This is a genomic window from Blautia hansenii (assembly GCF_013304445.1).
Taxonomy (GTDB): Bacteria; Bacillota; Clostridia; order Lachnospirales; family Lachnospiraceae; genus Blautia.
This window is the reverse complement of record NZ_JAAITA010000001.1, coordinates 265,349-291,413: the sequence shown is the minus strand read 5'-3', so window position 1 is coordinate 291,413 and position 26,065 is coordinate 265,349. Positions and strand designations below refer to the sequence as shown.

Sequence of the window (26,065 nt, the reverse complement as noted above, 5' to 3'; positions counted from 1 at the left end):
AGATATCACATACGAGGAGGCTAATTATGAGCGAAGAAACTTATACAACCAATCTGGATTCCTGCAATCCCAGCGACTGTGCATCCTGTACCGCCAACTGCTCCAGCGCAGGCGGCAGCAGCCAGGGCAGCATTCCGAAGGTTCCGAATCCTACTATCAAACTGACCCTGGATGACGATTCTGTCCTGGAATGTGCCGTGCTGACAACCTTTCCGGTAGAAGGCTTTGGCGAATACATTGCCCTTGTTCCTCTGAACAAAGACGGCAAAAATACAGACGGAGAAACTTACCTCTTCCGTTATGCAGAAGAAGGCAATACTCCTGTTGTAAGCAATATTGAAAGAGAAGATGAATATATGGCTGCAGCAGAAGCCTTCCATGACTTCATTGCAAACCTGAAAAGTGAAGAAGAGTTGGCCGCAGAAACAGAAGAATAATCTTTTTCATACAAAACCGAGGCTGTCGCACTTCGTGCATATTGACAGCCTCTTCTCTCTTTATTCAGCAAAATTTATGCTGGGAATGCCAATCTCGATTTCCACATCTTTTTCATAGTCCACATTCTCAAATCCAAACCCAAACATATGATAAAAATCCTCCCAGTATCCTTGAATATCGGCAAGGTTTTCTACATTTTCCGTGGTAACCTGTTCCCATATTTCCCACACCCGGCTCTGGATATGTTCTTCCAGTTCCCAGTCATCCATACGAATTCTGCCCGCCTCATCTGTGGGCGGATTTTCCTCCAGTAACTTTTCCCTAAACAGCCTCACCATCTGTTCGATACATCCCTCATGGGTATGTGCTTCCTTCATCACACCATAAAGAACAGCAAAATACAGCGGTACAATGGGAATCGCTGCGCTTGCCTGAGTCACCAAGGCTTTGTTTACGGAAATAAGCGCCCTTACGTCCGGAAATTCCTCCCGAATCACACGGGCCGTTTTTTCCAGATGACGCTTGGCCTGTCCAATGGTTCCGTCATAATAAATGGGATATGTGAGCCTTGGTCCAATGTAGGAATAAGCTACAGTCAGGGCATTGTCTTCCAATACATCTGCTACTTTTAAAGCCTTTATCCAATCCAGCCAGTCCTCTCCCCCCATAACCTTTTTCGTGCCTTCCACTTCTTCCTCTGCAGCAGGTTCTACCGTTTTTGTGACAATGGTATGATTCCGCAAATCCATACTTTTTTCTGTAAAAGGCTTCCCTGTTGTCTTTAGAGCCGATACCCAAGTCTTCCCCTGTGTATCGGTTCTTCTGGGCGCCGCCAGACTGTAAATCACCATATCTGCTTTTCCCCAGTCTCTTTTAATCAGGGCAATCGTCTCCTCCTTTACAGCTTTTGAAAAAGCATCGCCATTAATGGATTTCGCATAAAGTCCCGCTTTTTGCGCTTCCTCTTCATAAGCAGCCGTATTGTACCAGCCCGGTGTAGCTGTTCTTTTGCCGTTTGACGGCTTTTCAAACATAATACCTATGGTTGCCGCCCCACAGCCAAACCCGGCTGTAATCCGGCTGGCCAGACCGTATCCTGTGGAAGCGCCTATTACCAGCACCTTTTTTGGCTCCTGTTTTCTGCCTTTCTTTCTTTCCTGGCTTCTTACATAAGCAATCTGTCTTCTCACATACTCCCTGCAGCCCTCTGGGTGAGCTGTGGTACAGATAAATTCTCGAATTTTCGGTTCAACCTTCATCTTATCCTCCTGCAAGCAGCGTATTGTTTCTTTAAAACTGCTATGATTTTCAATTATTTTGTATTTCAAAGTATTTTAGCACAAAAAAAAATAATATGCAAGAGTTTTCCTCTCCTGCATATTATCTCTGCTTTCTCAGTGTTTCCCTGTAGTGCTGCCAAAGCCGCCGTTTCGCACTGCTTCTGTGTCATCGTCCTCCGTAATGCCGTACTCCAGAAAAATCCCCTGTGCAAATCCCGTTCCTGCCGCTACCTGCACCGTTTTTTCTTCATTGGAATCATTGGTAATTTTAATAAAAATATGGCCTTCATTATCCGAATAGAAATAATCGCTGTCAATAATTCCCACAGTGTTGTTTAACTGCAGGCGGTACTTAAAGCCCAGACCGCTTCTGGGATAAATCTTCAGCACCCAGCCGCACTCCATTTCAGCCCGGATTCCAGTAGGAATTTTTATAGTTTCTCCTGGCTTCAGTTCAAAGTCCAGGGGACTGAAAAAGTCATAGCCAGCGCTTCCCGCTGTAGCTCTTTTGGGCAGCCGGATGTTCTCATAAATCTTCTGAATCTCTTCTTCGCTCGCCGCGCCAAAAGAATCTCTCCATCCTTCTGCAAACTGTTTTTCGCTTACTTTATGAAATTTTGCAATTCTCTTCATGTTGTCCTCCTATGCATGCAATACAATCTTACCCGCCTCTAAGGTCCGGGGCACATCAATCACTCTCTGATTTGCACTGCCCTTCCATTTCAGGGAAATATCTTTCTGAGCCTCAATAAACTCTCCGTCTACCAAAACATCCAGATTGTTCAGAACTTCTAAATCCTGTATTTCTTCCCACAAAAATCCGGTATACAGCCATATGGTCTTTTGGGGATATTTTTCTTTCAATTCCTTTGCAAAAGCCGTAACTTCTTCCACATTTCTCCAATGCAGAGGGTCTCCGCCGGAAAAAGTAATCCCCGCAATGTAGCTCTTCTCCATTTGCTCAAAAATTTCCTGCTTTGCAGCCTCATCAAAAACCAGGCCGCCGTTGGGATCCCAGGTCACCGGGTTCTGGCAGCCTTTACAGCCGTGGTCGCAGCCTGCCACCCACAGTACCACCCGAAGGCCGTCCCCGTTTAACATATCATCTTTTGTAATATTGTGATAACGCATGAATCTTCACCTCTGTACTCTGTTGATGGTTTCTTTTATTTTCTCAATCCCGGCTGTCAATTTCTCATCTGCACTATCTGCATCTACAGATAGCATGCAGACATGGTCTTTCCACAGAATTTCCTGTCCCGAAAGATTCCCCTCGAAATGCTCCATGGGTATGATGTTAAGGATTGCAGCTTCTTTTTTCCAATCCTTTGCAATCACCCAATAAGTGGAATCACTGGAAGTATCACAGGCTGTAATGCTGTATCCCTCTGCCAGCCATTCCTGGGGCACCTGGAAAGTAAAAGTATAATCTCGGAAAACAGGCTCGTAGGTTGTGTTACTGGTAATCGTATAAGTATTCCCTTCCGCTGAAATCTCATCTCTTTTGTGCGTTTCTTTCCCTTTTAAAAGCTTTTGTATATTTTCCTTCTCAAAGTCATTGAGATTACTTTCCTGAAAATCCTCCGGCTCTGTGCTCGCCTCGTACCAGGGCTGCGCTTCAAAATACTGTCGGATACTTTCCGTCTGAAAAGCATATCCATGGCGGGCATATATTTCATTGACAGCAAGATTATACCAGTTGGGATTATATCCGTCTACCTTGTCCTCCAGGAAGTCCTTCCTATAGACAGAAGGAGAGGTGAGTTCTGTGTCTTCTAACATTTGTTTATCAGAGTCTTTGCACAGATAAACCCCTTTATCCTCTGCTTTTACTCCGCTTTCTGTCCCCTCTCTGTCAATACGTTTTTTCCATCCCGCCGGATGTTCCTGAGCCGTTTTCTCTTCTTCCGCTTCCGAAAGATGTGCCTCTTCCTTCTGGCCGCAGCCTGACGCTCCCAATAACAGAAGCAGCATAAAAATCCCCATTCGTTTTCTGCCCATATTTTCACCTCCCATACAGAATGCCGCAATACTTCCCGTGAAGTCCAAAAAGGGGCGCACTCTCTTCGTGCCGCCCCTTCTGTTCATTTCTGTATCCACCTGTTTTCACAGTTTTTATGCCTCTTCCGGAACATCTTTCATGCTGAAGCTGATACGTCCCATTTTATCTTTTCCAAGGCATACTACTTTCACAACATCACCCAGAGAAAGCACATCTTCTACCTTGTTGATTCTTTCTTTTGCAATTTTGGAAATGTGAACCATACCCTCTTTGCCTGGTGCAAATTCCAGGAACGCACCGAATTCTTTAATGCTGATAACCTTTCCTGTGAAAATCTGACCTTCTTCAAAATCTGTGGTAATGGTCTGGATATATTTTACAGCTTTATCCATCATAGCCTGGTCCGTACCACATACAGATACTGCACCGCTGTCATCAATGTCAATTTTCACACCTGTCTCGTCGATAATCGCATTGATAGTCTTGCCTCTCTGACCTACCACATCACCGATTTTTTCCGGGTCAATCTGAATCTGCACAATCTTAGGTGCATATTTGCTTACGGCGTTTCTCGGCTCTGCAATACATTTTTCCATAACTTCTGTCAGAATGTATTCTCTGGCCTCTTTTGTTCTGGCAATGGCTTCTTCAATAATCTGCCTTGTCAGACCATGAATCTTAATATCCATCTGAATGGCTGTGATACCGTCATGCGTACCGGCTACCTTAAAGTCCATATCTCCGAAAAAGTCTTCCAGTCCCTGAATATCTGTCAGTACCAGATAGTCGTCATCGGTTTCCCCTGTTACCAGACCACAGGAAATACCTGCCACCGGTTTCTTAATCGGCACACCTGCTGCCATTAAGGACATGGTAGATGCACAGATACTTGCCTGAGAAGTAGAACCGTTGGATTCAAAAGTTTCAGATACTGTACGGATTGCATACGGGAATTCTTCTACGCTTGGAATCACCGGCACCAATGCTCTTTCTGCCAAAGCTCCGTGTCCGATTTCACGGCGTCCCGGTCCTCTGGACGGCTTTGTCTCACCTACAGAGTAGGACGGGAAATTATAGTGGTGCATATAGCGTTTGCTTACTTCAAATTCATCTAAGCCATCCAGTCTCTGTGCTTCTGACAATGGAGCCAGCGTGGTAACGGTACAAATCTGAGTCTGGCCTCTGGTAAACATCGCGGAGCCATGTACTCTCGGAATCAAATCCACTTCTGCTGCCAAAGGACGAATCTGTGTAATAGCTCTTCCATCCGGACGTTTGTGGTCTTTTAAAATCATTTTGCGGACGGTTTTCTTCTGGTACTGGTAAACAGCTTCGCTCAGTACAGCCAGCCATTCTTCGTTGTCTGCAAAAGCCTCTTCCAGTTTTTCTGTAATCGCGCGGATGTTTTCTTCTCTCACCTGCTTTTCATCTGTAAAGACTGCTTTTTCCATTTCTTCCGGAGTTACAATCTCTTTTATAGCTGCAAACAGTTCTTCCGGAACTGCACAGCTTTCATAAGTGTGTTTTTCTTTTCCGCATTCTGCAACAATTTTATCAATAAATGCAATGATTTCCTGATTTACTTCGTGGGCTTTGAAAATTGCCTCAATCATTTTTGCTTCCGGAATTTCATTTGCACCGGCTTCTATCATGATAACTTTTTCTCTGGTAGACGCAACCGTAAGCTGTAAATCAGAGATTTCTTTCTGAGCCAGAGACGGATTTACCACCAGTTCCCCGTTTACCATACCCATCTGTGTAGCCGCACATGGTCCGTCAAAAGGAATGTCCGAAATACAGGTCGCAATAGAAGACCCCAGCATAGCTACGACTTCCGGATTGCATTCTGTGTCCACAGCCATAACCATGTTATTTAAGGTTACGTCATTTCTGTAATCCTTTGGAAACAGAGGACGCATAGGACGGTCAATAACACGGGAAGTCAGAATCGCATGTTCACTTGCTTTTCCCTCTCTTTTGTTAAATCCTCCCGGAATTTTGCCTACCGCGTACATTTTTTCTTCATACTCTACACTTAATGGGAAGAAGTCAATTCCTTCTCTTGGTTTGTCAGACGCGGTTGCAGTAGATAATACCGTGGTATCCCCATAACGCATAAATGCTGCGCCATTGGCCTGTTTTGCAACACGTCCGATGTCTACGGTCAGGGTTCTTCCTGCCAGTTCCATTGAAAAACTCTTATACATATTTTTTCTCCTTTTCATTTCTCACAGCAATTTCTGTCCGAAACAACTAAAAAACACATTTCCCGGTCTGTAAATGCACTTTTCAGTGGTCTCGGCATCAAAATTTCTTGTGCTGTTTCATTTCGCTTCTTACGGTAAAAACAGGGCGGGAATCCTCCCGCCCCGTCTTCTGGTTCTGATTATTTTCTAAGACCCAAACGCTCGATTAAAGCACGGTATCTTTCAATATCAGTTTTCTTCAGATATGCAAGTAATCCACGTCTCTGACCTACCATTTTCAGAAGACCTCTTCTGGAATGATGGTCTTTATGGTTCACTTTCAGGTGCTCTGTAAGTTCCTGAATTCTTGCTGTCAGTACAGCTACCTGTACTTCCGGTGAACCTGTATCGCCTGGTGTTCTTGCGTATTCTGCCATAATAGCCTGTTTCTTTTCTTTAGAAATCATGTTTGTTGTCCTCCATATTTTTCATTTATCGCCTGTGATTAAGGAGCGGTTGGAGATTCCTGCTTCTGAACCACGGCTGTCTTCAACGTTTTGAGTATAGCATATACCCAGAGGAATGTAAAGACAAAACTTTCGCTTTTTCTATGCAATCTTATAGCCGGCCTGCACAAAAGCCCGTTCCAGTTTATTCACCCTCTCGGTAAGATATTCCACCTTTACTTCGTAAACGCTGTTCGTATCTGCCGCTTTTATAGAATGATTCAGTTTTTCCATTAAAGACAGGTGATTTTCTGCCAGAATGGAAATGGCTCTGTTCGTAAAATTTTCCAGTTCTACTCTCGTTTCCTTCAAAGTTGCTTCTACGACGCTCATTCTGCCTTCCAGAGAGGATACCCTCTCTTTCAATTCGCTGACATCCTCCTTCAACTGCGCCACGTCTGTTTTAAGCTGTGCCACATCTGTCTTCAATTCGCTGACGTCTTCCCTCAGTCCCCCCATTTCTTTTCTGAATTCACTCATCTGCTCTAAGAGCAAATCCAATTTCTGACTATCTGTCATAATAAGAGCCTCCTTGTATTTTTTCTTGTCGTCCTATGCAAGGATTTCTCTTTTGTAAAATATTTCTGTATATCATACTACCATGGAGTTCTGAAAAAATCCATCCGCAAGCATTCACAATTCGACAAAAAATATATCTGTATTTTACGTTTGCAAAAAGTGATATTGCACAAACTCATTTTTATATTTCCTTCTGCTTTTTCAGGAACCGGAAAGTACCCTTACCGCCCATACCGCATTTTCCCAATATACATTTGACACCTTAATTCCCGTAGCCGCGCTGCTGGCATGCACCACCTGGCCGTTTCCAATGTACAAAACCACATGATAAATACTGCCTCCATCTGCATAAAAAATCAAATCTCCCGGCTGGGCCTCCTCTACCGCAATCTTTGTCCCTGCCTGCGCCTGATCCGCCGCCACTCGGGGAAGAGAAACCCCAAAATTCTGATATACGCTCTGGACAAACCCGGAACAGTCCGCTCCGTTTGTAAGACTTGTCCCTCCCCATACATAGGGATTTCCCACAAACTGCAGGGCATATGCAGCAACCATTTCACCTTTTCCGCTGATTTCTGCGGAAGTTTTTGCTGCCTGAGCCTCTGCCTGCTGACCGTCTGTAGCTTGACGTGAAATCCTATATGCATACACAGGCTCCTTCTTCTGAGTCAGCGCCAGATATTCTTTCTGTGTAACTCCCGTAATCAGATAGTCTTTAAACACATATCCTTCAATTCCGTCTGATATAATACGGCACCAATCTCCCGCATCTTCCAGTACCTTGCAGCAACCTTCCTTGGGAAGCTGTGCAGACACTCCATACTCTGTTCCCGCTCCGGTACGGATATTCAGACAGGTATTGACCTTTGCATATGCCACCCGTTCTTCTCCCTCCTGGGGCATTGCCAAAACCTCTGTACTTCCCATAAACATTCCTACAGCCAGGAAACCTGCTGCCAGCATACTTTTTTTATATGTTTTTCTGCTTTCTTTACCGTCTTTCCCTTTTTGAATACTTTCCCTATTTTCCTTTTTCCGCATAACATACTCCTTTTTTATTTTTATGAAATGAAAAAAGCCCAAGGTTTGCGTTCCTCAGGCTTATCTTTTGTATATTATACGCTTTTTATGATTTTGGTTTGTACTCTGTACTACATTCTGCACTCGTTTAGGACTGTTATGTAAAAAATTTCTTAAAAATCCTTCTTCTATCATAAGCGAAATTTCCATACTTGTCCATATCATTTTTGAAAAAACGCTCGACCTGTTTCTACATCCTGGTTGAGCTGCTTTTTCAAATCTTCCAGAGAATCAAATTTCTTTTCCGGGCGCAGATACTGATAAAAGCGAACTTCCGCTTCCTGCCCGTACAAATTTTCATTGCAGCAGAAAAGATAGGTTTCCACTCCCAGGAAATTTTCCCGCACCGTAGGTTTATACCCTACGTTGGTGATACCCTCATAAATTTTCCCGTTTATCAGAGATTTGGTAATATAGACCCCATTGGGTGGAAGCTTCTTGATTTCCGGCGGAATCAGATTGGCGGTAGGAACACCGATAGTTCTTCCAAGCTGTCTTCCATGGACAATCTCGCCTCTGGTAAAATAGGTATATCCCAAAAGCCCATTGACTTTTTCCATATTTCCCTTTTCCAGTTCTTCCCGGATATACGTACTGCTGATATCTCTGGAACCATCTTTTTCCTTTTCCACAATTTCCACAGTAAATCCGTACTCTTTTCCAAGCTTCTGCAGCATTTGAGGATTTCCCTCCCGCTTGTGTCCAAAACGAAAATCCGGACCTACAGCCAGATATTCTGCATGCAGCCGCTCTACCAGATATTCTTTTACAAACTGTTCCGGCTCCATGTGCATCAGTTCCTCTGTGAAGGGACACTCCGCCAGAATATCTACCCCTCTTTCTTCGGCAAGCTCCCGCCTCTCTTCATAGGTAAGCAGAAATTTAGGAGGAACTTTCAATATATAAGAGCGGGGAGAAACATCAAAAGTAAAGACCACAGCCCGGCAGTCTTCTCTGCGTTTTTCACTAATGCAGTGAATCAGCTTCTGGTGCCCTCTGTGCAGTCCATCAAATTTTCCCAGCGTCACGGCGCTTCGTACTCCCTGTTCCAAATGAGGAATTTCTGTTGTATAAATCATAACTGCTCCTTCACGTCGTTTTCTGTAAAGCCCCGGCAGAATGAAAGTCTTCAGGGGAAGAAAAAATCGTCACCGGCTTATACTGTCCTTTTACTTCCTGCCACTCATAAAGTCCCACAAAGATTCCTGTTTCTGTATACATACGCACCCTGCCTGTATGTTCCGGCTTTTCTGCCGGAATGGCATTGCCGTTTTTCAGCATTTTTGTAAAAGTTTCTGCCGCATAAAAAGCAGGATAGTCTGCAAACATTTCTTCCACTGAAACAATTGCTTCCTCCAGCTTTCCCTGGATTTTTTTTTCTTCAATCGCAGACAGTTTCAGACTGTCCTGAATGTCAAACCGGTCTACTCTGGTACGCAGCAGACTTTCCATACAGCCCATGCAGCCCAGTTTTTCCCCTATATCATGACATAATGTCCGTATGTAAGTTCCTTTGGAGCAGGTAACAGAGAATCGGACAAAAGGCAGTTCCATAGACAGAATACGAATTTCATAAAAAGTGACGGGTCGTGGCTGCCGTTCCACTTCAATGCCTTCTCTTGCCAGTTCATACAGCTTCTTTCCCTTGACCTTCAGCGCGGAATACATGGGAGGAATCTGCATCTGTTCTCCCACAAAGCTTTCCATGCAAGCCCGTACTTCCTCCTGCGAAACACGCACCTCGCACTCCCGCTTTACAACGCCCGAAATATCCTGTGTATCGGTATCCAGACCCAAATGCAGAACCGCTTCATATGTTTTACGCTTATCCGTCAGCAGCCCGCACAGCTTAGTTCCTTTTCCCAGACAAACGGGAAGCACTCCCTCTGCGTCTGGGTCCAGTGTTCCTGTATGTCCGATTTTTTTCTGGTGCAGAATTCCACGAAGTCTGGCAACCACATCATGGGAAGTATATCCCTTTTCCTTATACACGTTGATAATTCCGTTTATCATTTGCTCTCACATCTTTCCGGCAGCCGCTTTTCTATGCAGCGCAGCAGATTATTGATAACATCATAAGCAGACCCCTGAAGCGTACAGCCTGCTGCCATAACATGACCGCCTCCGCCAAAATAAGAAGCCACTTCATTGACGTCCACCTTTCCGTTTGAACGAAGGCTGACTTTAAATTCCTGTACCTTCTGTTCATACAGGAACACGGCCACTTCAACACCTGCGGTTACACGAAGCTGCTGTACAATGCCGTCCAAATCCTTTGGCTCTACATGATAAAAATCCATATCCTTTCTGCGAACAACGCCAATGATACACTGTCCATCTAAAACCAGAAGGCTTTCCATCAGGCATCTTCCCAGAATCTGATTCTGTATATAAGTTTTTTCATAAAAAGATTTATCTACGATTTTAGAAAAATCAATTCCCTTTTCCATTAATTCCGCGGCAATCCGCATCGTTTGAGGCGAAGTACAGGAATACTGAAAAACCCCTGTGTCATTGGCAATGCCTGTATACAGGGCTTCTGCCACTGGCTTTGTCACTTTTTCCTTTTCCAGAAGTGTATACAAAACCTCAGAAGCAGAACTGGCCTCCGGCTGAATCACATTGATTTCTGCAAACCCTTTATTACTGATATGATGGTCAATGCAAATGGTTTTTTTGGCTGCCTCAAATGCCTCCAGAGCCACGCCCATACGATTTTTCACACTGGTATCCAGCACGAAAAACACATCATAGATTTTTTCTTCTGTATAAGCAGTCTTGATCTCCTCTGTTCCCTGCAGAAACAGCAGACTTTCCTTTGGGGACTCCAGATAAATATCGGTTTCGATTTCCGGGTAATTCTCTTTCAGATATAAATACAATCCCATGCAGGCCCCCACGCAGTCACCATCCGGACGTACATGTCCGGCAATGGCTGCTGTGCGGATTCCCGTTAATTCACTGGTTATCTTCTCCATCTTCCAAAACCTCCTGTTCACCCGCATGTCCGGTCACCTCATCAATGAGTTTCGACATGGTAACTCCATATTCAATGGATTCGTCCAGAATAAAACGGATTTCCGGAGTATTTCTAAGATTAATACGTTTTGCAAGCTGTCTGCGGATATAACCTTCTGCGCTCTTTAAGCCTGCAATGGTATTTTTCTTCGCTTCTCCGTCTCCCAGAACACTGATATAGGCTCTGCAGGTTTTTAAATCCGGCGCCACCTCTACCGCTGTCACAGAGGTCATGGGGTGGATGCGCGGGTCTTTGATTCCTTCCCGGATTAAATTCGCCAGCTCATGCTGTACTTCTGCATTTACCCGGGTATTTTTAATACTGTTTTTTCTCATATTCTACTTCCTGTTCCGGCGAAAGTTTCCAGCCCTTTGCTGTCTGGCAGCCTATCTCGGAACTTCCACCATAATATATGCTTCTACTTTGTCTTCTTCTTTAATATCGTTGAAATCTTCAAATACCAGACCACATTCATAGCCTGCTTTGACTTCCTTCACATCATCTTTAAAACGCTTCAGAGACGCCAGCGCACCTTCAAAAATCTGCTCGCCCTCTCTGGTGATACGAACCTTGCAGTTTCTCTGGAAAATACCGTCCAGCACATAAGAACCTGCGATGTTGCCCACACCGGAAGCCTTGAATATCTGACGCACTTCTGCGTGTCCGATGACTTTTTCTTCAAATACAGGGTCTAACATACCCTTCATAGCTGCCTCTACATCCTCAATAGCCTGGTAGATAACGCGGTACAGACGCAAATCCACACCTTCCTGCTCTGCCACAGATTTGGCCGTAGCGTCCGGACGCACGTTAAAACCAATGATAATGGCATTGGATGCGCTGGCCAGGGTTACGTCGGATTCGGTAATGGAACCAACACCGCCGTGGATAACTTTTACCACAACCTCTTCGTTGGAAAGTTTTACCAGACTCTGTTTTACGGCTTCTACAGAACCCTGTACGTCTGCTTTTACAATAATCGGCAGTTCTTTTAAATTGCCTGCCTGAATCTGGCTGAACAGATCGTCCAGAGACATTTTTGCCTTGGTTTCTTCCAGCAGACGGTTTTTATTTTCAGAAACAAAGGTTGCCGCAAAGTTTTTGGCTTCCTTGTCGTTTTCTGTCACCACCAGGATTTCTCCTGCATTTGGCACATCGCTGAGTCCCAGAATTTCCACTGGAGTGGAAGGACCTGCTTCTTTTACCTTTCTTCCCTTATCGTCAATCATGGCACGGACTTTACCTGAACTTGCGCCTGCTGCAATAAAGTCTCCCACACGAAGGGTACCTTTCTGTACCAGAATGGTTGCCACAGGGCCTTTTCCTTTATCCAGCTCTGCTTCAATAACCAGACCTCTGGCTCTTCTGTTTGGATTTGCCTTTAATTCCCCAACCTCTGCAGTCAGAAGAATCATTTCCAGAAGATTGTCAATGCCTTCTCCTGTGTGTGCGGATACCGGTGCAAAAATGGTGCTTCCGCCCCAATCCTCCGGAATCAGTTCGTATTCGGATAATTCCTGTTTTACTCTTTCAATATTTGCGCTTGGTTTATCAATCTTGTTGATGGCAACAATGATTTCTACTCCTGCTGCTTTTGCATGGTTGATAGCTTCTACCGTCTGCGGCATAACACCGTCGTCTGCAGCAACTACTAAAATGGCAATGTCTGTGGCATTGGCGCCGCGCATACGCATCGCTGTAAACGCCTCATGTCCCGGTGTATCCAGGAAGGTAATCTTCTGCCCATCTACATTTACCATGTACGCGCCAATGTGCTGGGTAATACCTCCGGCTTCCCGGTCTGTCACATGTGTCTTTCGGATACAGTCAAGAAGAGAAGTTTTCCCGTGGTCAACGTGACCCATAACACAGACAACAGGCGGTCTGGAAACCAGTGTGCTTTCGTCTTCTTCGTCTTCTTTCAGAAGTTCTTCGATAACGTCCACCTTTTCTTCCTGCTCTGCAATAATGTCATAATCCAGTGCAATTTCCTGTGCTTTTTCAAAGTCGATTTCATGGTTTACGGTAACCATAACGCCTTCCAGGAACAGTTTTTTCACAATGACAGACGGCTGCATTTTCATCTTTTCAGCCAGTTCACGAATGGTCATTTTTTCTGGAAGTGTGATTTCCTTTACTTCCTCTCTCTTTTCTTCCTTCGGATGGGTTACCGGTTTCTGCAGCTGCATAGCCTTTGGAATTCTCTGGGTCTGACGGCGGCCTCCCTGATTCGGGCGCTTGCTCTGATTCTGGTAATCATCCCTCTTATTGTCTTTTTTCTTATTTTCTCTGTTGGCCTTGCGGCTGTCTTTTTCTACAAACTCCAGCTTCGGTGCATCAAACTTGCTGCCCTGCTCTCTTCTGCCTTCGTTTCTTCCTCCGAAACGATTGTTGGAACGCTCTCCATTGTTATTTCCGCCAAAACGGCCATTGGAACGCTCTCCATTGTTGTTTCCGTTATAACGGCCATTGGAACGTTCTCCGTTGTTGTTTCCGTTATAGCGGCCATTGGAGCGCTCTCCGTTGTTATTTCCGTTATAACGGCCATTGGAACGCTCTCCGTTGTTGTTTCCGTTATAGCGGCCATTAGAACGCTCTCCATTGTTATTTCCATTGTAACGGTTGTTGGAACGTTCTCCGTTGTTGTTTCCATTGTAGCGGTTGTTGGAGCGGTTATCCCCGTTATTCCGGTTGTTGGAACGATTCTCTCCATTATTATTGCTGTTATAACGGTTATTATTCGGACGGCCTTCTCCGTTTCCGTTGTTATTATTATAGCGATTATTATTTGGACGGTTGTTTCTGTTCTCCTGTCTCATGGATTCCTGTGTACCTCTGTTTTCTCCCTGCCGGTTATTCTGACGTTTTTCATTGTTTTTCTGTTCCTGACTGTCATTTGCCTGACGCTGGGGTTTCTGTCTGTGCTCTGGCATATGACTGGCATTCTGAGGGCGGAACACCTGAATGATTTTTTTCTTTGGTTTTTCACCGTCTTCCTGCTTAGCAGCATTTCCACCTGCAGAAGAGACATTTCCCTTTCTGTAATTTGCTCTTACCATATCGGCCTGTGATTCATCCACATTGCTCATATGGCTTTTTAACTCTATATTTTTGGATTTCAGAAAATCTAAAATCTCCTTATTGCTTTTGTTTAACTCTTTTGCGAGTTCGTAAACCCTTGACATATATTGCCCTCCTTCTACGTGTTAATGTCCTGTTTTTTCCAGCTTTTTCACCATTGCCACAGCAAAATTTTCATCTGTCAGCGCTAATGACGCCCGATATTCTTTTCCTATGGCGCTTCCCAACTCCTCCTTTGTTCCAATCCTATAAAAAGGTACTTCGTAATACGTACACATATCTTTGAATTTTTTTCTTGTGTTGTCCGATGCGTCCTCTGCCACAAGCACCAGAAAAGCCTTTCCTGACTTTACTGCATTTTCTGTGGCAAACTCTCCGCTGACAATCTTTCCGGCCTTTGCCGCAAGTCCCAGAAGGGACAGCTCTCTATAACTGTTCAAGCTTTTCAAACTCCTTTGTCAGGCTTTCATACACTTCTTTTGGTATGGCTGTTTTTAAAGACCGCTCCAGCCCTTTATTTTTTATGGCTTTCTCCAGACATCCTTTGTCAAAACACAAATACGCTCCTCTTCCGTTTTTACGTCCTGTAGCGTCCAGAATAATTTCATCCTCCGTTGTCTTTAAAACACGGAGCATTTCTTTTTTACTCTTCATTTCCCCACAGCCCACGCATTTGCGCATAGGAATTTTCCGTACTGTACTCATAGCGCCACCTTACTCTTCCATTTCTTCTTCCAGATCTGCGTATGCTTCTGCAGCGTCCTCTGACTCCTCTGCATAGTCCTCTTCTGTATAATTCTGTGCCGGTTCTTCCTCTGCATACTCCTGAGATTCTTCCCCGTTTTCGTAATACTGGAAGTCGCCGGCTTCTCTGGCCTGTGTTTCACTCTTAATATCAATCTTGAAGCCTGTCAGTCTGGCTGCCAGTCTGGCATTCTGTCCTTCTTTGCCAATAGCCAGGGATAGCTGAAAATCCGGTACGATAACCATAGCTGTTTTCTCTTCCGGGTCTGCCATAACAGAGATAACCTTTGCCGGGCTCAACGCATTTTCAATCAACAGAGCGGGGTTGTCACTCCAGTTGATAATATCAATTTTTTCGCCTCTTAATTCCTCTACAATAGAATTGACTCTGGCGCCGTTCATACCAACGCATGCACCAACCGGGTCTACATCCGGGTCATTGCTCCATACGGCGATTTTGGTACGGGAACCGGCTTCTCTGGCAATGCTCTTAATTTCAACCGTTCCGTCCTTCACTTCCGTAACCTCTGCTTCAAAGAGACGTTTTACCAGTTCCGGATGGGTTCTGGAAACCAGAATCTTCGGTCCCTTTGGTGTGTCCTTGACTTCCAGAATATACAGTTTGATTCTCTCTGTAGGCTGGAATACTTCTGTCTTCACCTGCTCGTTTTCTGTCAGAACCGCATCGGCCTTGCCAAGATTAATGCTGTAGTTTCTTCCCATGCTTCTCTGTACAATACCAGTGACAATATCACGTTCTTTTCCGTAATACTGGTTAAAGATTACTTTTCTTTCTTCTTCGCGGATTTTCTGCAGAATCACGTTCTTGGCATTCTGTGTGGCAATACGTCCGAATTCCTTTGATTTTACTTCCACATTCACCACATCTCCCAGAGCATACTGGGAATTCATCATCTTTGCATCTGCCAGACTGATTTCTGTCACAGGGTCCATAACTTCTTCTACTACGGTTTTTTCAGCAAACACACTGAAATCACAGGTCTCATGGTTAATATTGACCTTGATGTTGTCTGCCTTTCCAAAATGATTTTTGCACGCCTGAAGCAAAGACTGCTCAATCGCCTCCAATAATGTGTCTTTGCTGATGGATTTTTCTTTTTCCAGAATATTCAGCGCTTCTAATAACTCTGTGTTCATTTTTTTATTTCCTCCTAAACTCTCTATGGTTCTATGGTTTTAAAAATCAAAAGCAAGACGTATCAGTGCAATGTCTGATTTCTGGAAGGTTTTTTCTTCTCCCTCACAATCAATGGTTACACTGTTTTCATCATATGCCGTCAAGATTCCATAAAATTCCTTTTCCCTGTTCACTGCGCGGTAGGTTCTGATTTCCAGTTCCTTTCCCATGCTTCGTTTGTAATCCTTCTCTTTTTTCAAAGGTCTTCCAAGCCCCGGAGAACTGACTTCCATAATATAAGTATCCTCAATAAAGTCTTCTTCATCCAGTTTCTCGGAAAAGGCCCGGCTGACCACCTCACAGTCTTCCACTGTAATTCCCTGGGGTTTATCAATGTATGCCCGCAGATAAAAGCTGCTGCCTTCCTTTACATATTCCACGTCTACCAGTTCAAAACCATGAGCAGCCACAATGGGCTCAATGAGCGCTTCTGCTTTCTGTTCATATATTTCTTTCTTACTCACGTTTTCACCTTCCTTCGGCTTGTCATTCACACTTACATCCTTTGCACAAATGATAAGAGTGGACCCTTTGGCCCACTCTTATGCTATCGTTATTATCTAGTTCTCTAATAGGATAACACTATTTACCGGAACTTGCAAGTTCTTTTTTGGCAGGCATACTCCAGACCAGTACCAACAGCCTGTCCGAGCCCCCGGAATAGATGTCCCAGGAAATTCCCTCTCCCGGCCGGAGTACAGAGGCATTCTGTGCCGCATCCTGAACCAGACTTCCATTTACCAGAGCTTCCGCTGCCTGGTCATAGGCTTCCTGACTGCCGAAATACAGCTCCGTCTTCCGGGCTCCTGCATTCATATCCCTTAACAGGACATTATAAATCTGGTTGTAATCATAGCTGTCATACCAGCAGCCCGCATTTTTGTAATAATTATAGCTGTCATCCTCGCATACAGGAAGCGGAATATCATCGTTAGGAATATGAGTTTCTCCCAGAAATTCCCCTGTGCAGCACAGATAGCTGTAATAAATCTCCACTTCTGCCTGGCTTTCATCCTCATAGTTAGGATTTCCCCAGGTCGTATCCACATAGTAATACTTTTCTCCTATTTTCACCAGATTCCATGCATGACTGGAATTTTCTTCATCGGCTATCTCTCCCACAACCAGCGTGCAGAAAATGCCCATTTTATTCAGGAGATACTGCGTCGCTTTGGAATAACCCATACAGACTGTTTTTCCGCCCAGAAACACACTGCGGATATTCTGATTGTCCGGACTGTTTTCATCATAACTGACATTTCGAATCAAAAGCTCATAGACCGCCTTGATTTTCCCGTAAGTATCTGTTTCCCGGGGAATGGTTTCCAGCCATTCTTCCGCCTTTTCCTCTATCTGCCGCTTCAAATCCTGGGCTTCTTTTTTACTTACCAGATAAGTGGGCGCAATTTTCATGCCCGCGGAAGAACCGTCGCTCCATTCTTCTTCCCAGTACTGAAAAGCTCCGTCTGTCCAGAAATATTCCGGGTGGTCAATCATCGCCATATTAACAATCACAGACAGCCGTTCCTCAGAAACCGGCGACAGGGAAATTTCCTCCTGAAATTCCTCCAGCCCTTTGATAAACTGACGGTAAATCTTCTGCTCTTCCTCCAGCAGCGACTGATATCCATAGTATAAGGCAGTCTGGGACTCCTCCAGTTCCTTTTCCGGAAGGTCTTCATTCAAAAGCTGTCCTATGGTAATCTCTGTTTCCTTTTCCTTTGAAAAAGCTTCCTTCCACGCTCCGGCACTGCAGCCTGCCATGCTTTGTGCCAGCAGAACCGCCGCAAACAGTATTCCCCATCTGTTCCCTTTTCTTTTCAAATCGCACCTCTTCTTTTCCCGGATGCAGAATCAGACACGCACCTTGGTTCCCTTTGTGTCTCTTTTTGCCAGCTTCAATTTGTTCAGTACCATGGTTTTTTCTTTGTACACAACCTCATAGTCTGTTCTGCTTTCCAGCATATAGGCATGTTCCACTTCATCTTTCTCATCCATACGGATGGCTCTGACCCCCAGAGCATTTCTCTTTTTCTCCGGAATTTCCTCTTTTAAAAATTTCAGGAAATATCCATTCTTTGTCTGCAGTACCACATACTCCATAGGTCCGGCATTCTGCACCAGAATTACTTTATCCCCTTCCCCCAGCTTCGTAGCGGCAATGGTTCTCTTGGTTACATCAAACTCAGTTCCGTCTACCAGTTTTATCATCCCCTGCGCTGTCATAAAACAAATCTTTGCCTCTTTTAGCGCTGACTGGGCTCCTACAAATACAATCTGCTCCGTACTGCTGTCATAATTGCTCACATTATCTACCGGAGTCCCCTTATCCCGCAGCTTTCCATAGGGCAAATCCAGCACCTTTACCAAATGCATACGCCCGGAGTCCGTAAAGAGACAAATCTTGTCTGTATTCATACAGGAAAATACATATTTATGCTCACTGTCTGCTGTTTCCTTATTGCGCTCATAAATCCCCTTGTCCATAGTACGCACATAACCAAAACGGTCCATAAGGAACACAACTTCCATCTCTTCGATTTTCTTCTCTTCATAAACAGCTTCTGCTGCATTTTCCACAGATGTTCTTCTGGGCCTGCCGTATTCCTTTTTTATCTGCTGCAGTTCTTTTATAATCACTTCTGCCATGGAATCATAGTGGTTTAAAATATCTTCGTACCGGGCAATTTTTTTCAGGGTTTCTGCATGTTCTGCCACCAGAGTCTCCATTTCCAGTCCAATGAGTTTATAAAGGCGCATATCCAGAATCGCCCCTGCCTGGCGTTCCGTAAAGCGCAGTTTTTTCGCCTGGCGCTCACTGGTCTTTGTCTTAAAGCGAATACCTTCCGTAATGCCGCTGATAAGGCAGTTTTTTACCTGCTCTCTGCTCTTGCTGCCTCTTAAAATTTCAATAATCAAATCAATGACATCGCAGGCCTGTATGAGTCCTTCCTGAATCTCCTGGTTTTCCCTTTCTTTTTTCAGAAGATTGTTATATTTTCTGGTCGTCACCTCAAACTGGAAATCCACATGATGCTCAATAATCTGCTTTAATCCCAGTGTTTCCGGTCTTCCCTGCGCCACGGCCAGCATATTTACCCCAAAGGTATCTTCCAGCCTGGTCTTTTTATAAAGCATATTGGTGAGATTTTCAATATCCGCGCCCTTTTTCAATTCCAGCACAATACGGATTCCCTCTTTGGAGGACTGATTGGAAATATCGGCAATATCCGTGGTCTTCTTTGTCTCACTGAGCGCTGCCACATCATTTAAAAATTTACCAATGTTGGCGCCTATCATAGGATAGGGAATTTCCGTAATCACCAACAGGTTTTTCCCATTCTTTCCCTTTTCGATTTCCACCTTTCCTCTGACTTTTATCTTTCCGGTTCCGCTCTCATAAATAGAAAGCAATTCATCCTTATTGACCACAATGCCGCCGGTGGGAAAATCCGGTCCCTTTACATAATTCATCAGTTCCCGGGTCGTAATCTCATTGTTCTTCATATAGGCAATAACGCCGTCCAGTACCTCTCCCAGATTGTGAGGCGGAATACTGGTTGCCATACCTACCGCAATGCCGTCCGCACCGTTTACCAGAAGGTTTGGCACACGCACCGGAAGTACCTCCGGCTCTTTCTCTGTCTCGTCAAAGTTAGACACAAAATCTACTACATTTTTATCCAAATCCCCCAGATAGACTTCCTGGGTAATTTTCTGCAGCCTTGCTTCCGTATATCGCATGGCCGCCGCACCATCCCCTTCAATAGACCCAAAATTTCCATGTCCATCCACCAGAGGCTGTCCTTTTTTAAAATCCTGAGCCATAACCACCAGGGCTTCATAAATAGAACTGTCCCCATGGGGGTGATATTTACCCATAGTGTCTCCTACAATACGGGCACACTTCCGGTAAGGCCGGTCATAACGGATTCCCAGTTCATACATATCGTACAGAGTCCTTCTCTGTACCGGTTTTAACCCGTCCCGTACATCCGGCAGGGCACGGGCGATGATAACACTCATAGCATAGTCAATATACGACTTCTGCATGATTTCCGAATACTCGGTTCTGATAATATTATCCTGATTTTCAGCCATACTGCTTCTCCTATATATCTAATTCCGCGTCACGGGCATGTTCATAAATAAACGCCTTTCTGGGAGGCACTTCGGTTCCCATCAGCACTTCCGTCACCTCAGAGGCCATTCTCGCGTCTTCGATTTCCACCAGACGCAGCATACGGGTCTCCGGGTTTAACGTAGTTTCCCAGAGCTGCTGGGCGTCCATTTCTCCCAGACCTTTGTATCTCTGGAGAGTAAACGGCCCTTTATGCCTCTTTCTGTAATGTTCCAGCGCTTTGTCGTCATAGAGGTATTCTTCTTTTCCCTTAGACGGCATGGCTTTATACAGAGGCGGCATAGCAATATATACATGTCCCTCGTAAATTAGTTCCGGCATAAAGCGGTAAAACAGCGTAAGCAGCAAGGTGGAAATATGGGCTCCGTCCACATCGGCATCGGCCATAATAATAATCTTATTGTAACGCAGCTTCGTAATATCGAAATCATTTCCGTATCCTTCCGAAAAACCGCAGCCAAAGGCATTTATCATAGTCTTAATTTCCGCGTTGGCAAGCACTTTATCAATAGTTGCCTTTTCTACATTCAAAATCTTTCCCCTGATAGGCAGAATCGCCTGAAAGCTTCTGTCTCTTGCCGTCTTAGCGCTGCCCCCAGCAGAATCTCCCTCCACAATAAAGATTTCGCAAAGCGAAGGGTCTCTCTTTTCACAGTTAGACAGTTTTCCATTGGAATCAAAGGAATATTTCTGCTTTGTCAGAAGATTCGTCTTTGCTTTTTCTTCTGTTTTTCTGATTTTTGCAGATTTTTCCGCACAGGCCAGCACGCTTTTCAGCACATCCAGATTCCGGTCAAAATACAGGACAATCTCTTCCCCCGTTACCTTGCCCGCAGCCTTAGATGCATCCTGGTTGTCCAGCTTTGTCTTGGTCTGTCCTTCAAAACGAGGCGCCGGATGTTTAATAGAAACCACAGCTGTCATCCCGTTTCGCACATCTGCCCCGGTAAAATTGGCATCCTTTTCCTTCAAAATCCCCAGTTCTCTGGCATATGTGTTCATCACAGAAGTAAACGTAGTCTTAAATCCGGTCAGATGCGTGCCGCCCTCTGAGTTATAAATATTATTGCAAAATCCCAGGACATTTTCCCGAAACTCGTTGACATACTGAAAAGCCGCTTCCACGGTGATTCCGTCACATTCCCCTTTAAAATAAACAGGTTCGTGCACCACTTCGCTCTTCTTATTCATATCTTTGATAAAGCCTACAATGCCGTCCGGCTCATGATACACAATCCTTTCCGGATTTTCTGCCCTTTTATCCTCAAATACAATTGTCAGCTCCGGATTCAAATATGCGGTCTCATGTAACCTGCTTTTCACTTCCGTAGAAGAAAATCTGGTTTTCTCAAAAATCTCTGCGTCCGGCAGAAAATTCACCAGAGTTCCTGTGGCTTTTGTCCGCCCCAGCTTAGGAAGCAGCCCGTCCTCCAGCTCTATGGTAGGCACACCTCTCTCATAGTGGTCGTGGTGCACATACCCTCCTGTACTGATTTTAATATCCAGATAAGCAGACAGGGCATTGACAACAGACGAACCCACACCATGCAGTCCGCCGCTTGTCTTGTATACAGAATCATCGAACTTTCCTCCTGCATGCAGGGTAGTGAAAACCAGACGCTCCGCAGACATTCCCTTTTCGTGCATCCCCACGGGAATTCCCCTTCCGTCATCCTCTACGGTAGCAGAGCCGTCTGCCTCCAAAGTCACCCGGATATTCTTACAAAAACCTGCCAGGTGTTCGTCCACTGCATTATCTACAATTTCATAAATCAAATGATTCAGACCTTTGCGGGAAACGCTTCCGATATACATTCCCGGACGCTTCCGCACTGCTTCCAGTCCTTCCAGCACCGTAATACTGCTGGCATCATAAGTATTCTTTTTTGCCATTTTCATTAACCTTTCTTCATCAGCTTTTTCATCAAAAATACCCCTGCAAATCCGCAGAGCAGGCCAAGTACCATACCGGCCAAAACATCTGTGGGAAAATGTACGTAAAAATACAATCTGGAAATTCCCATAAGGAAAGCCAGTACCAGACTACAAATTCCCAATTTTTTCTCTGTGAGAAGCAAAGCCCCTGCCGCCGCAAAAGAAGCCATGGTATGTCCGGAGGGGAAGGAATAATCCTTCGGAACCCGCACCAGAAGTTCTACTGTATCATTTATCCAGCAGGGACGGGGACGGGCCACCAGTGGTTTTAAAATTACATTTGCCAGAAGAAAATCCAGCACCAGGGCCAGAAGAACCGCCACCCCGCACTTGCGGAATCTTTTGGTGCACAGCAGTATCACCCCCAGCAATATCCAGAACCATCCTGCCTCTCCCAGCATGGTAACAAATGCCATAATTTTCGTAAGTACCGGATGATGCATCTCTTGCAGCATATCCAGAATCGCAAACTCCCATTCCATATTGTTGTCACCTTTCCTTGATTTTCAGACAAAGAACCCCTGCCTGAAATCTGTAAATATCTGTAAAGACTTCTGTATCATATCTCATTTCACCCATATTTTCAAATCTTTTTTCTTTGTTCTCTCATTATAGCGAACATTTGTTCTGTCTGTCAAGATGCTTTTTTACTCATTTTTACATTTTTCTATTTTTTTCAAAAAACCCCTTGACATTCTTCTTATTATCCTGTATTATGTGCAAGTACGGTTCGTTGGTCAAGCGGTTAAGACGCCGCCCTCTCACGGCGGAAACACGGGTTCGATTCCCGTACGAACTGCTTTTGGGAAATACTCAGCTGAGTATTTCCCATTTTTGTTATTATCAAAAATATTCCCGGTACACAGGAGGTTCTTATGGAAAAATTCGTTGATTTGCATGTACATTCCACAATTTCTGACGGCACCTTTACCCCCGAAGAACTGGTTTCTTATGCTCTGCAAAAAGGACTGTCAGCTTTTGCGCTTACGGACCACGACACCACAGACGGTATTTCGGCAGCACAAAAGGCAGCCCAAAACACCGGACTTGAAGTAGTGCCGGGCATTGAACTGTCTACCACCTGGCAAAACCGGGACGTACACATTGTAGGACTGGACATTGACTGGAGCAAGGAGGCGTTCCAGAAAACCCTCCGGGAATTCAAAGCTTCCAGAGAACTGCGAAACGACAAAGTCCTGGCCCTTCTGCAAAAAGAAAACATAGACATTACCCGAAAGGAAATGGAAAAAAGTTTTCCGGACAGCGTCTGGACAAGAGCCCATTTTGCCAGATTTCTGCTGGAACATCACTATGTGGGCTCCATAAAAGAAGCCTTTGACCGTTATCTGGGCGACCATGCCAGATGCTACGTTCCCAGAGAGAAAGTCACTCCCGCTCAGGCCATTGAACTGATTCACCAGGGCGGAGGAAAAGCTATTTTCGCCCATCCGCTTTTGTGCCGCCTTTCCAAAGAACGTCTGGAAAGCTTTCTGGACATACTGAAAAAAGCAGGACTGGACGGCATGGAAACCGTATATTCCACCTACACCCCCGCTGACCAGATACGTATGACAAAACTTGCCAAACGCTATGGACTCAAATGTTCCGGGGGCAGTGATTTTCACGGTGCCAACAAACCTCACATTGACCTAGGCTGCGGACAGGGAAATCTGCAAATCCCCTACTCTGTACTGGAGGAACTGCGTTCTTAAAGACCAAAACGTTCTTCCTGATTTTCACCAAAAGGTATGGGCATGAAAAAACTCCAGAAAGTTTTCATGCCCATACCTTTTCTCTTACTCCTCTTCCGGAGCCTCTGCCGGTATAAATACCCGCTCATCTCCTGCCTGCCTCGGAATTCTGGCCCTCTCGTCCGCCTCCTGGCAGAAATATTCCTGAGAATTCACCAGTTGTTTTCCTCTTTTGTCAATCTTTTCATAACTTCCGTCCGGCTGCAGTACATGAGCCTTTACGTTATCCGTCAGCTGCATATGGAGGATGTGCTTAACCTCTTCTTTAATATCCTTATCTTCCACCGGGAACACAATTTCCACTCTCTTATCCAGATTTCTTGGCATCCAGTCCGCACTTCCCATAAAAATTTGTTCCTTGCCTCCACTGCAGAAATAGAAAATCCGGCTGTGCTCCAGATAATTTCCCACAATGGAGCGCACAGTAATGTTTTCACTGATACCCGGAATTCCGGTCTTCAAACAGCAGATTCCACGGACAATCAAGTCAATCTTCACACCTGCCGCGCTGGCAGCATACAGAGCTGCAATAATATCTCTGTCGCAAAGAGAATTCATCTTAGCCACAATCCTGGCTTCCCGTCCTTTCAGCGCTTCTTTTTGTTCCATCTCAATGAGATGCAGGAAACGGTCCCGCATCCAGATAGGTGCTACTACCAGTTTATTCCAGCTTTTCGGCTCTGAATAACCGGAAAGCATATTAAAGACAGCCGTAGCGTCTTCACCGATTTTTTCTGAGCAGGTAAGAAGACCGCAGTCTGTATACAGCTTTGCCGTGGAATCGTTGTAATTTCCCGTACCCAGATGAACGTATCTGCGGATTCCCTCTTCTTCCTTTCGCACCACCAGGGTAATTTTACTGTGGGTTTTCAACCCCAGAAGCCCATAGATAACATGGCATCCCGCCTTTTCCAGTTTCTTTGCCCACACAATGTTGTTTTCCTCATCAAACCGGGCTTTTAATTCTACCAATACAGTCACCTGTTTGCCGTTTTCCGCCGCCTGGGCCAGGGCTGCAATAATCGGTGAATTGCCGCTGACACGATACAGCGTCTGCTTAATGGCAAGCACCTGAGGGTCTTTAGAAGCCTGACGCACAAAATCCACTACAGGGGCAAAGGTCATAAACGGATGATGCAAAAGAATATCCTGTCTCCTTATCTGCGTAAAAATATCCTCCTCTGTCATCATCTGAGGAACCGGAGCCGGTACATGCTGGGTGATTTTCAAATCCTCAAACCCCTCCAGACCATACATTTTCATAAGAAAAGTCAAATCCAGAGGCCCATTGACTGCAAATACATCTTCCTCTTTCATCTTAAATTCCGTTTTCAGGATGTTGAGCAGACGGGCATCCATTTTTTCATTGACATCAAGACGGATAACCTCGCCCCACTGTCTCTTTTTCAGCTGTTTCTGAATTTCATTCAAAAGGTCTGCCGCCTCATCTTCATCTATGGTCAAATCTGCATTCCGGATAATCCGGTACGGGCAGGCACATACCACCTGATTGCTTAAAAACAACTTGCCGATGTTCCTCTCAATGACCTCCTCCAGAAGGACCACCGCTTTTTTTCCTTCTTTCTCACAGGGAATTTCCACAATTCTCGGCAGCACAGAGGGAACCTGCACCGTGGCAAATTCCAACTCTTCTTTGTTCTTTTTATTTTTCTTTGCAATCAAAGCGCCGATATTTAAGGTTTTATTGCGGATAAGAGGGAAGGGTCTGGCGCTGTCCATAGCCATAGGCGTAAGCACCGGATAAATGGTTTCGTCAAAATATCTATCCACAAATTCCTTCTGCTCTTTATTTAAACTTTCGTGTTTTTCCACCACTACAAGCCCTGCTTTTTTCAGTCCCGGCAACAGAGAGCGGTTGTAGGTGCTGTACTGCATTTGGATAAACTCCCGAAGCACAGGCGCCAGCTCTGCCAACTGCTCCTTTGGAGACAGCCCTGCAATATCCGGCTTTGTATATTTTGCATGAACCATGTCTTTTAAGGAAGCCACGCGAATCATAAAAAATTCATCCAGATTAGAAGCTGTAATGCTCAAAAATTTCAGGCGCTCAAATAAAGGCAGGCTCTTATCTCTTGCTTCTGAAAGTACTCTCTCATTAAAGCCCAGCCAACTCAGTTCTCTGTTGCGGTAATATTCCGGTTTTGTATATGCCTTAAAATCCATA

The 26,065-nt window shown here is 44.9% G+C and carries 24 protein-coding genes and 1 tRNA gene; 3 read left to right on the top strand and 22 right to left on the bottom strand.

All coding sequences use genetic code 11. The features are described 5' to 3' along the window. Positions 1 to 26 precede the first annotated feature (26 nt). Entirely contained in the window at positions 27 to 437 is a 411-nt protein-coding gene (locus G5A70_RS01370) for a DUF1292 domain-containing protein (protein WP_173747328.1), read from the top strand. 60 nt (positions 438 to 497) lie between these two features. Here the strand turns inward: G5A70_RS01370 and fabV are convergent, their stop codons facing one another. The 21 genes from fabV to G5A70_RS01265 form a co-directional block, all read right to left on the bottom strand. Continuing rightward, on the bottom strand, positions 498 to 1,697 hold the full coding sequence (gene fabV, locus G5A70_RS01365; RefSeq protein ID WP_173747327.1) for an enoyl-ACP reductase FabV: 1,200 nt from the start codon (positions 1,695 to 1,697) through the stop codon (positions 498 to 500). Between the two features lie 135 nt (positions 1,698 to 1,832). Then, positions 1,833 to 2,351: a dUTP diphosphatase gene (locus tag G5A70_RS01360; protein WP_173747326.1), complete on the bottom strand. Its 519-nt coding sequence runs from the start codon at positions 2,349 to 2,351 to the stop codon at positions 1,833 to 1,835. Between the two features lie 9 nt (positions 2,352 to 2,360). Continuing rightward, the gene (gene nrdG, locus G5A70_RS01355; RefSeq protein WP_173747325.1) at positions 2,361 to 2,849 is read right to left on the bottom strand and encodes an anaerobic ribonucleoside-triphosphate reductase activating protein; all 489 of its coding nucleotides are present in this window, start codon (positions 2,847 to 2,849) and stop codon (positions 2,361 to 2,363) included. 6 nt (positions 2,850 to 2,855) lie between these two features. Next, entirely contained in the window at positions 2,856 to 3,806 is a 951-nt protein-coding gene (locus tag G5A70_RS01350) for a YARHG domain-containing protein (protein WP_173747324.1), read from the bottom strand. A 27-nt stretch (positions 3,807 to 3,833) separates the two neighbouring features. Then, entirely contained in the window at positions 3,834 to 5,927 is a 2,094-nt protein-coding gene (locus G5A70_RS01345; RefSeq protein ID WP_173747323.1) for a polyribonucleotide nucleotidyltransferase, read from the bottom strand. A 179-nt stretch (positions 5,928 to 6,106) separates the two neighbouring features. Beyond that, the gene (rpsO, locus tag G5A70_RS01340; RefSeq protein ID WP_111920841.1) at positions 6,107 to 6,373 is read right to left on the bottom strand and encodes a 30S ribosomal protein S15; all 267 of its coding nucleotides are present in this window, start codon (positions 6,371 to 6,373) and stop codon (positions 6,107 to 6,109) included. A gap of 141 nt (positions 6,374 to 6,514) precedes the next feature. Then, on the bottom strand, positions 6,515 to 6,931 hold the full coding sequence (locus tag G5A70_RS01335; protein ID WP_173747322.1) for a hypothetical protein: 417 nt from the start codon (positions 6,929 to 6,931) through the stop codon (positions 6,515 to 6,517). A 201-nt stretch (positions 6,932 to 7,132) separates the two neighbouring features. Further along, complete coding sequence (locus G5A70_RS01330; protein WP_173747321.1) at positions 7,133 to 7,972, bottom strand: C40 family peptidase; 840 nt, start codon at positions 7,970 to 7,972, stop codon at positions 7,133 to 7,135. Positions 7,973 to 8,172: 200 nt separating this feature from the next. After that, positions 8,173 to 9,090, bottom strand: coding sequence for a bifunctional riboflavin kinase/FAD synthetase (locus tag G5A70_RS01325; protein ID WP_173747320.1), 918 nt, complete (start codon positions 9,088 to 9,090; stop codon positions 8,173 to 8,175). 10 nt (positions 9,091 to 9,100) lie between these two features. Next, on the bottom strand, positions 9,101 to 10,024 hold the full coding sequence (gene truB / locus G5A70_RS01320; protein WP_173747319.1) for a tRNA pseudouridine(55) synthase TruB: 924 nt from the start codon (positions 10,022 to 10,024) through the stop codon (positions 9,101 to 9,103). Beyond that, the gene (locus tag G5A70_RS01315) at positions 10,021 to 10,989 is read right to left on the bottom strand and encodes a DHH family phosphoesterase (RefSeq protein WP_173747318.1); all 969 of its coding nucleotides are present in this window, start codon (positions 10,987 to 10,989) and stop codon (positions 10,021 to 10,023) included. Before G5A70_RS01315 ends, truB begins: the two co-directional genes overlap by 4 nt. Then, positions 10,970 to 11,365 carry a 30S ribosome-binding factor RbfA gene (gene rbfA, locus G5A70_RS01310; protein WP_173747317.1) on the bottom strand — a complete coding sequence of 132 codons (396 nt, stop codon included), beginning with the start codon at positions 11,363 to 11,365 and terminating at the stop codon, positions 10,970 to 10,972. The genes G5A70_RS01315 and rbfA overlap by 20 nt, the downstream gene beginning before the upstream one ends. Positions 11,366 to 11,416: 51 nt before the next feature. Next, complete coding sequence (infB, locus tag G5A70_RS01305) at positions 11,417 to 14,215, bottom strand: translation initiation factor IF-2 (RefSeq protein ID WP_173747316.1); 2,799 nt, start codon at positions 14,213 to 14,215, stop codon at positions 11,417 to 11,419. Positions 14,216 to 14,236: 21 nt separating this feature from the next. Further along, on the bottom strand, positions 14,237 to 14,551 hold the full coding sequence (locus G5A70_RS01300; RefSeq protein WP_173747315.1) for a L7Ae/L30e/S12e/Gadd45 family ribosomal protein: 315 nt from the start codon (positions 14,549 to 14,551) through the stop codon (positions 14,237 to 14,239). After that, entirely contained in the window at positions 14,538 to 14,816 is a 279-nt protein-coding gene (gene rnpM, locus G5A70_RS01295; protein WP_173747314.1) for an RNase P modulator RnpM, read from the bottom strand. Before rnpM ends, G5A70_RS01300 begins: the two co-directional genes overlap by 14 nt. 9 nt (positions 14,817 to 14,825) lie before the next feature. Beyond that, on the bottom strand, positions 14,826 to 16,013 hold the full coding sequence (nusA, locus tag G5A70_RS01290) for a transcription termination factor NusA (protein WP_173747313.1): 1,188 nt from the start codon (positions 16,011 to 16,013) through the stop codon (positions 14,826 to 14,828). Positions 16,014 to 16,052: 39 nt separating this feature from the next. Beyond that, positions 16,053 to 16,517 (bottom strand): ribosome maturation factor RimP, encoded by a 465-nt coding sequence (rimP, locus tag G5A70_RS01285; RefSeq protein ID WP_173747312.1) that lies wholly within the window; start codon positions 16,515 to 16,517, stop codon positions 16,053 to 16,055. Positions 16,518 to 16,635: 118 nt separating this feature from the next. Further along, the gene (locus G5A70_RS01280; protein ID WP_226853430.1) at positions 16,636 to 17,877 is read right to left on the bottom strand and encodes a transglutaminase domain-containing protein; all 1,242 of its coding nucleotides are present in this window, start codon (positions 17,875 to 17,877) and stop codon (positions 16,636 to 16,638) included. Between the two features lie 30 nt (positions 17,878 to 17,907). Continuing rightward, positions 17,908 to 20,154 carry a DNA gyrase/topoisomerase IV subunit A gene (locus G5A70_RS01275; protein WP_173747311.1) on the bottom strand — a complete coding sequence of 749 codons (2,247 nt, stop codon included), beginning with the start codon at positions 20,152 to 20,154 and terminating at the stop codon, positions 17,908 to 17,910. A 10-nt stretch (positions 20,155 to 20,164) separates the two neighbouring features. Next, positions 20,165 to 22,087 carry a DNA gyrase/topoisomerase IV subunit B gene (locus G5A70_RS01270; RefSeq protein WP_173747310.1) on the bottom strand — a complete coding sequence of 641 codons (1,923 nt, stop codon included), beginning with the start codon at positions 22,085 to 22,087 and terminating at the stop codon, positions 20,165 to 20,167. Positions 22,088 to 22,092: 5 nt separating this feature from the next. Then, a complete protein-coding gene (locus G5A70_RS01265) occupies positions 22,093 to 22,611 on the bottom strand; it encodes a phosphatase PAP2 family protein (protein WP_173747309.1) in 519 nt (172 codons plus the stop codon). Positions 22,612 to 22,856: 245 nt separating this feature from the next. On the opposite strand from G5A70_RS01265, the gene G5A70_RS01260 reads away from it, so the two are divergent. Together G5A70_RS01260 and G5A70_RS01255 are read left to right on the top strand one after the other, a co-directional pair. Continuing rightward, positions 22,857 to 22,928: transfer RNA gene (locus tag G5A70_RS01260), tRNA-Glu, on the top strand. Positions 22,929 to 23,004: 76 nt separating this feature from the next. Further along, positions 23,005 to 23,841 (top strand): PHP domain-containing protein, encoded by an 837-nt coding sequence (locus G5A70_RS01255; RefSeq protein WP_173747308.1) that lies wholly within the window; start codon positions 23,005 to 23,007, stop codon positions 23,839 to 23,841. Between the two features lie 84 nt (positions 23,842 to 23,925). On the opposite strand, the gene G5A70_RS01250 is transcribed toward G5A70_RS01255, so the two are convergent. Then, entirely contained in the window at positions 23,926 to 26,064 is a 2,139-nt protein-coding gene (locus tag G5A70_RS01250; protein ID WP_173747307.1) for an RNA degradosome polyphosphate kinase, read from the bottom strand. Position 26,065: the final 1 nt, after the last annotated feature.

Bases quoted from the DNA above. Each gene is read 5' to 3' on its own strand.
- G5A70_RS01270 (WP_173747310.1), bottom strand. From the start codon at position 22,087: ATGGCAAAAAAGAATACTTATGATGCCAGCAGTATTACGGTGCTGGAA.
- G5A70_RS01265 (WP_173747309.1), bottom strand. From the start codon at position 22,611: ATGGAATGGGAGTTTGCGATTCTGGATATGCTGCAAGAGATGCATCAT.
- fabV (WP_173747327.1), bottom strand. From the start codon at position 1,697: ATGAAGGTTGAACCGAAAATTCGAGAATTTATCTGTACCACAGCTCAC.
- G5A70_RS01360 (WP_173747326.1), bottom strand. From the start codon at position 2,351: ATGAAGAGAATTGCAAAATTTCATAAAGTAAGCGAAAAACAGTTTGCA.
- rnpM (WP_173747314.1), bottom strand. From the start codon at position 14,816: ATGAGTACAGTACGGAAAATTCCTATGCGCAAATGCGTGGGCTGTGGG.
- G5A70_RS01370 (WP_173747328.1), top strand. From the start codon at position 27: ATGAGCGAAGAAACTTATACAACCAATCTGGATTCCTGCAATCCCAGC.
- G5A70_RS01345 (WP_173747323.1), bottom strand. From the start codon at position 5,927: ATGTATAAGAGTTTTTCAATGGAACTGGCAGGAAGAACCCTGACCGTA.
- truB (WP_173747319.1), bottom strand. From the start codon at position 10,024: ATGATAAACGGAATTATCAACGTGTATAAGGAAAAGGGATATACTTCC.
- infB (WP_173747316.1), bottom strand. From the start codon at position 14,215: ATGTCAAGGGTTTACGAACTCGCAAAAGAGTTAAACAAAAGCAATAAG.
- G5A70_RS01325 (WP_173747320.1), bottom strand. From the start codon at position 9,090: ATGATTTATACAACAGAAATTCCTCATTTGGAACAGGGAGTACGAAGC.
- nusA (WP_173747313.1), bottom strand. From the start codon at position 16,013: ATGAACACAGAGTTATTAGAAGCGCTGAATATTCTGGAAAAAGAAAAA.
- nrdG (WP_173747325.1), bottom strand. From the start codon at position 2,849: ATGCGTTATCACAATATTACAAAAGATGATATGTTAAACGGGGACGGC.
- G5A70_RS01315 (WP_173747318.1), bottom strand. From the start codon at position 10,989: ATGGAGAAGATAACCAGTGAATTAACGGGAATCCGCACAGCAGCCATT.
- rbfA (WP_173747317.1), bottom strand. From the start codon at position 11,365: ATGAGAAAAAACAGTATTAAAAATACCCGGGTAAATGCAGAAGTACAG.
- G5A70_RS01255 (WP_173747308.1), top strand. From the start codon at position 23,005: ATGGAAAAATTCGTTGATTTGCATGTACATTCCACAATTTCTGACGGC.
- G5A70_RS01275 (WP_173747311.1), bottom strand. From the start codon at position 20,154: ATGGCTGAAAATCAGGATAATATTATCAGAACCGAGTATTCGGAAATC.
- rpsO (WP_111920841.1), bottom strand. From the start codon at position 6,373: ATGATTTCTAAAGAAAAGAAACAGGCTATTATGGCAGAATACGCAAGA.
- G5A70_RS01250 (WP_173747307.1), bottom strand. From the start codon at position 26,064: ATGGATTTTAAGGCATATACAAAACCGGAATATTACCGCAACAGAGAA.
- G5A70_RS01350 (WP_173747324.1), bottom strand. From the start codon at position 3,806: ATGAACAGAAGGGGCGGCACGAAGAGAGTGCGCCCCTTTTTGGACTTC.
- G5A70_RS01335 (WP_173747322.1), bottom strand. From the start codon at position 6,931: ATGACAGATAGTCAGAAATTGGATTTGCTCTTAGAGCAGATGAGTGAA.
- G5A70_RS01330 (WP_173747321.1), bottom strand. From the start codon at position 7,972: ATGCGGAAAAAGGAAAATAGGGAAAGTATTCAAAAAGGGAAAGACGGT.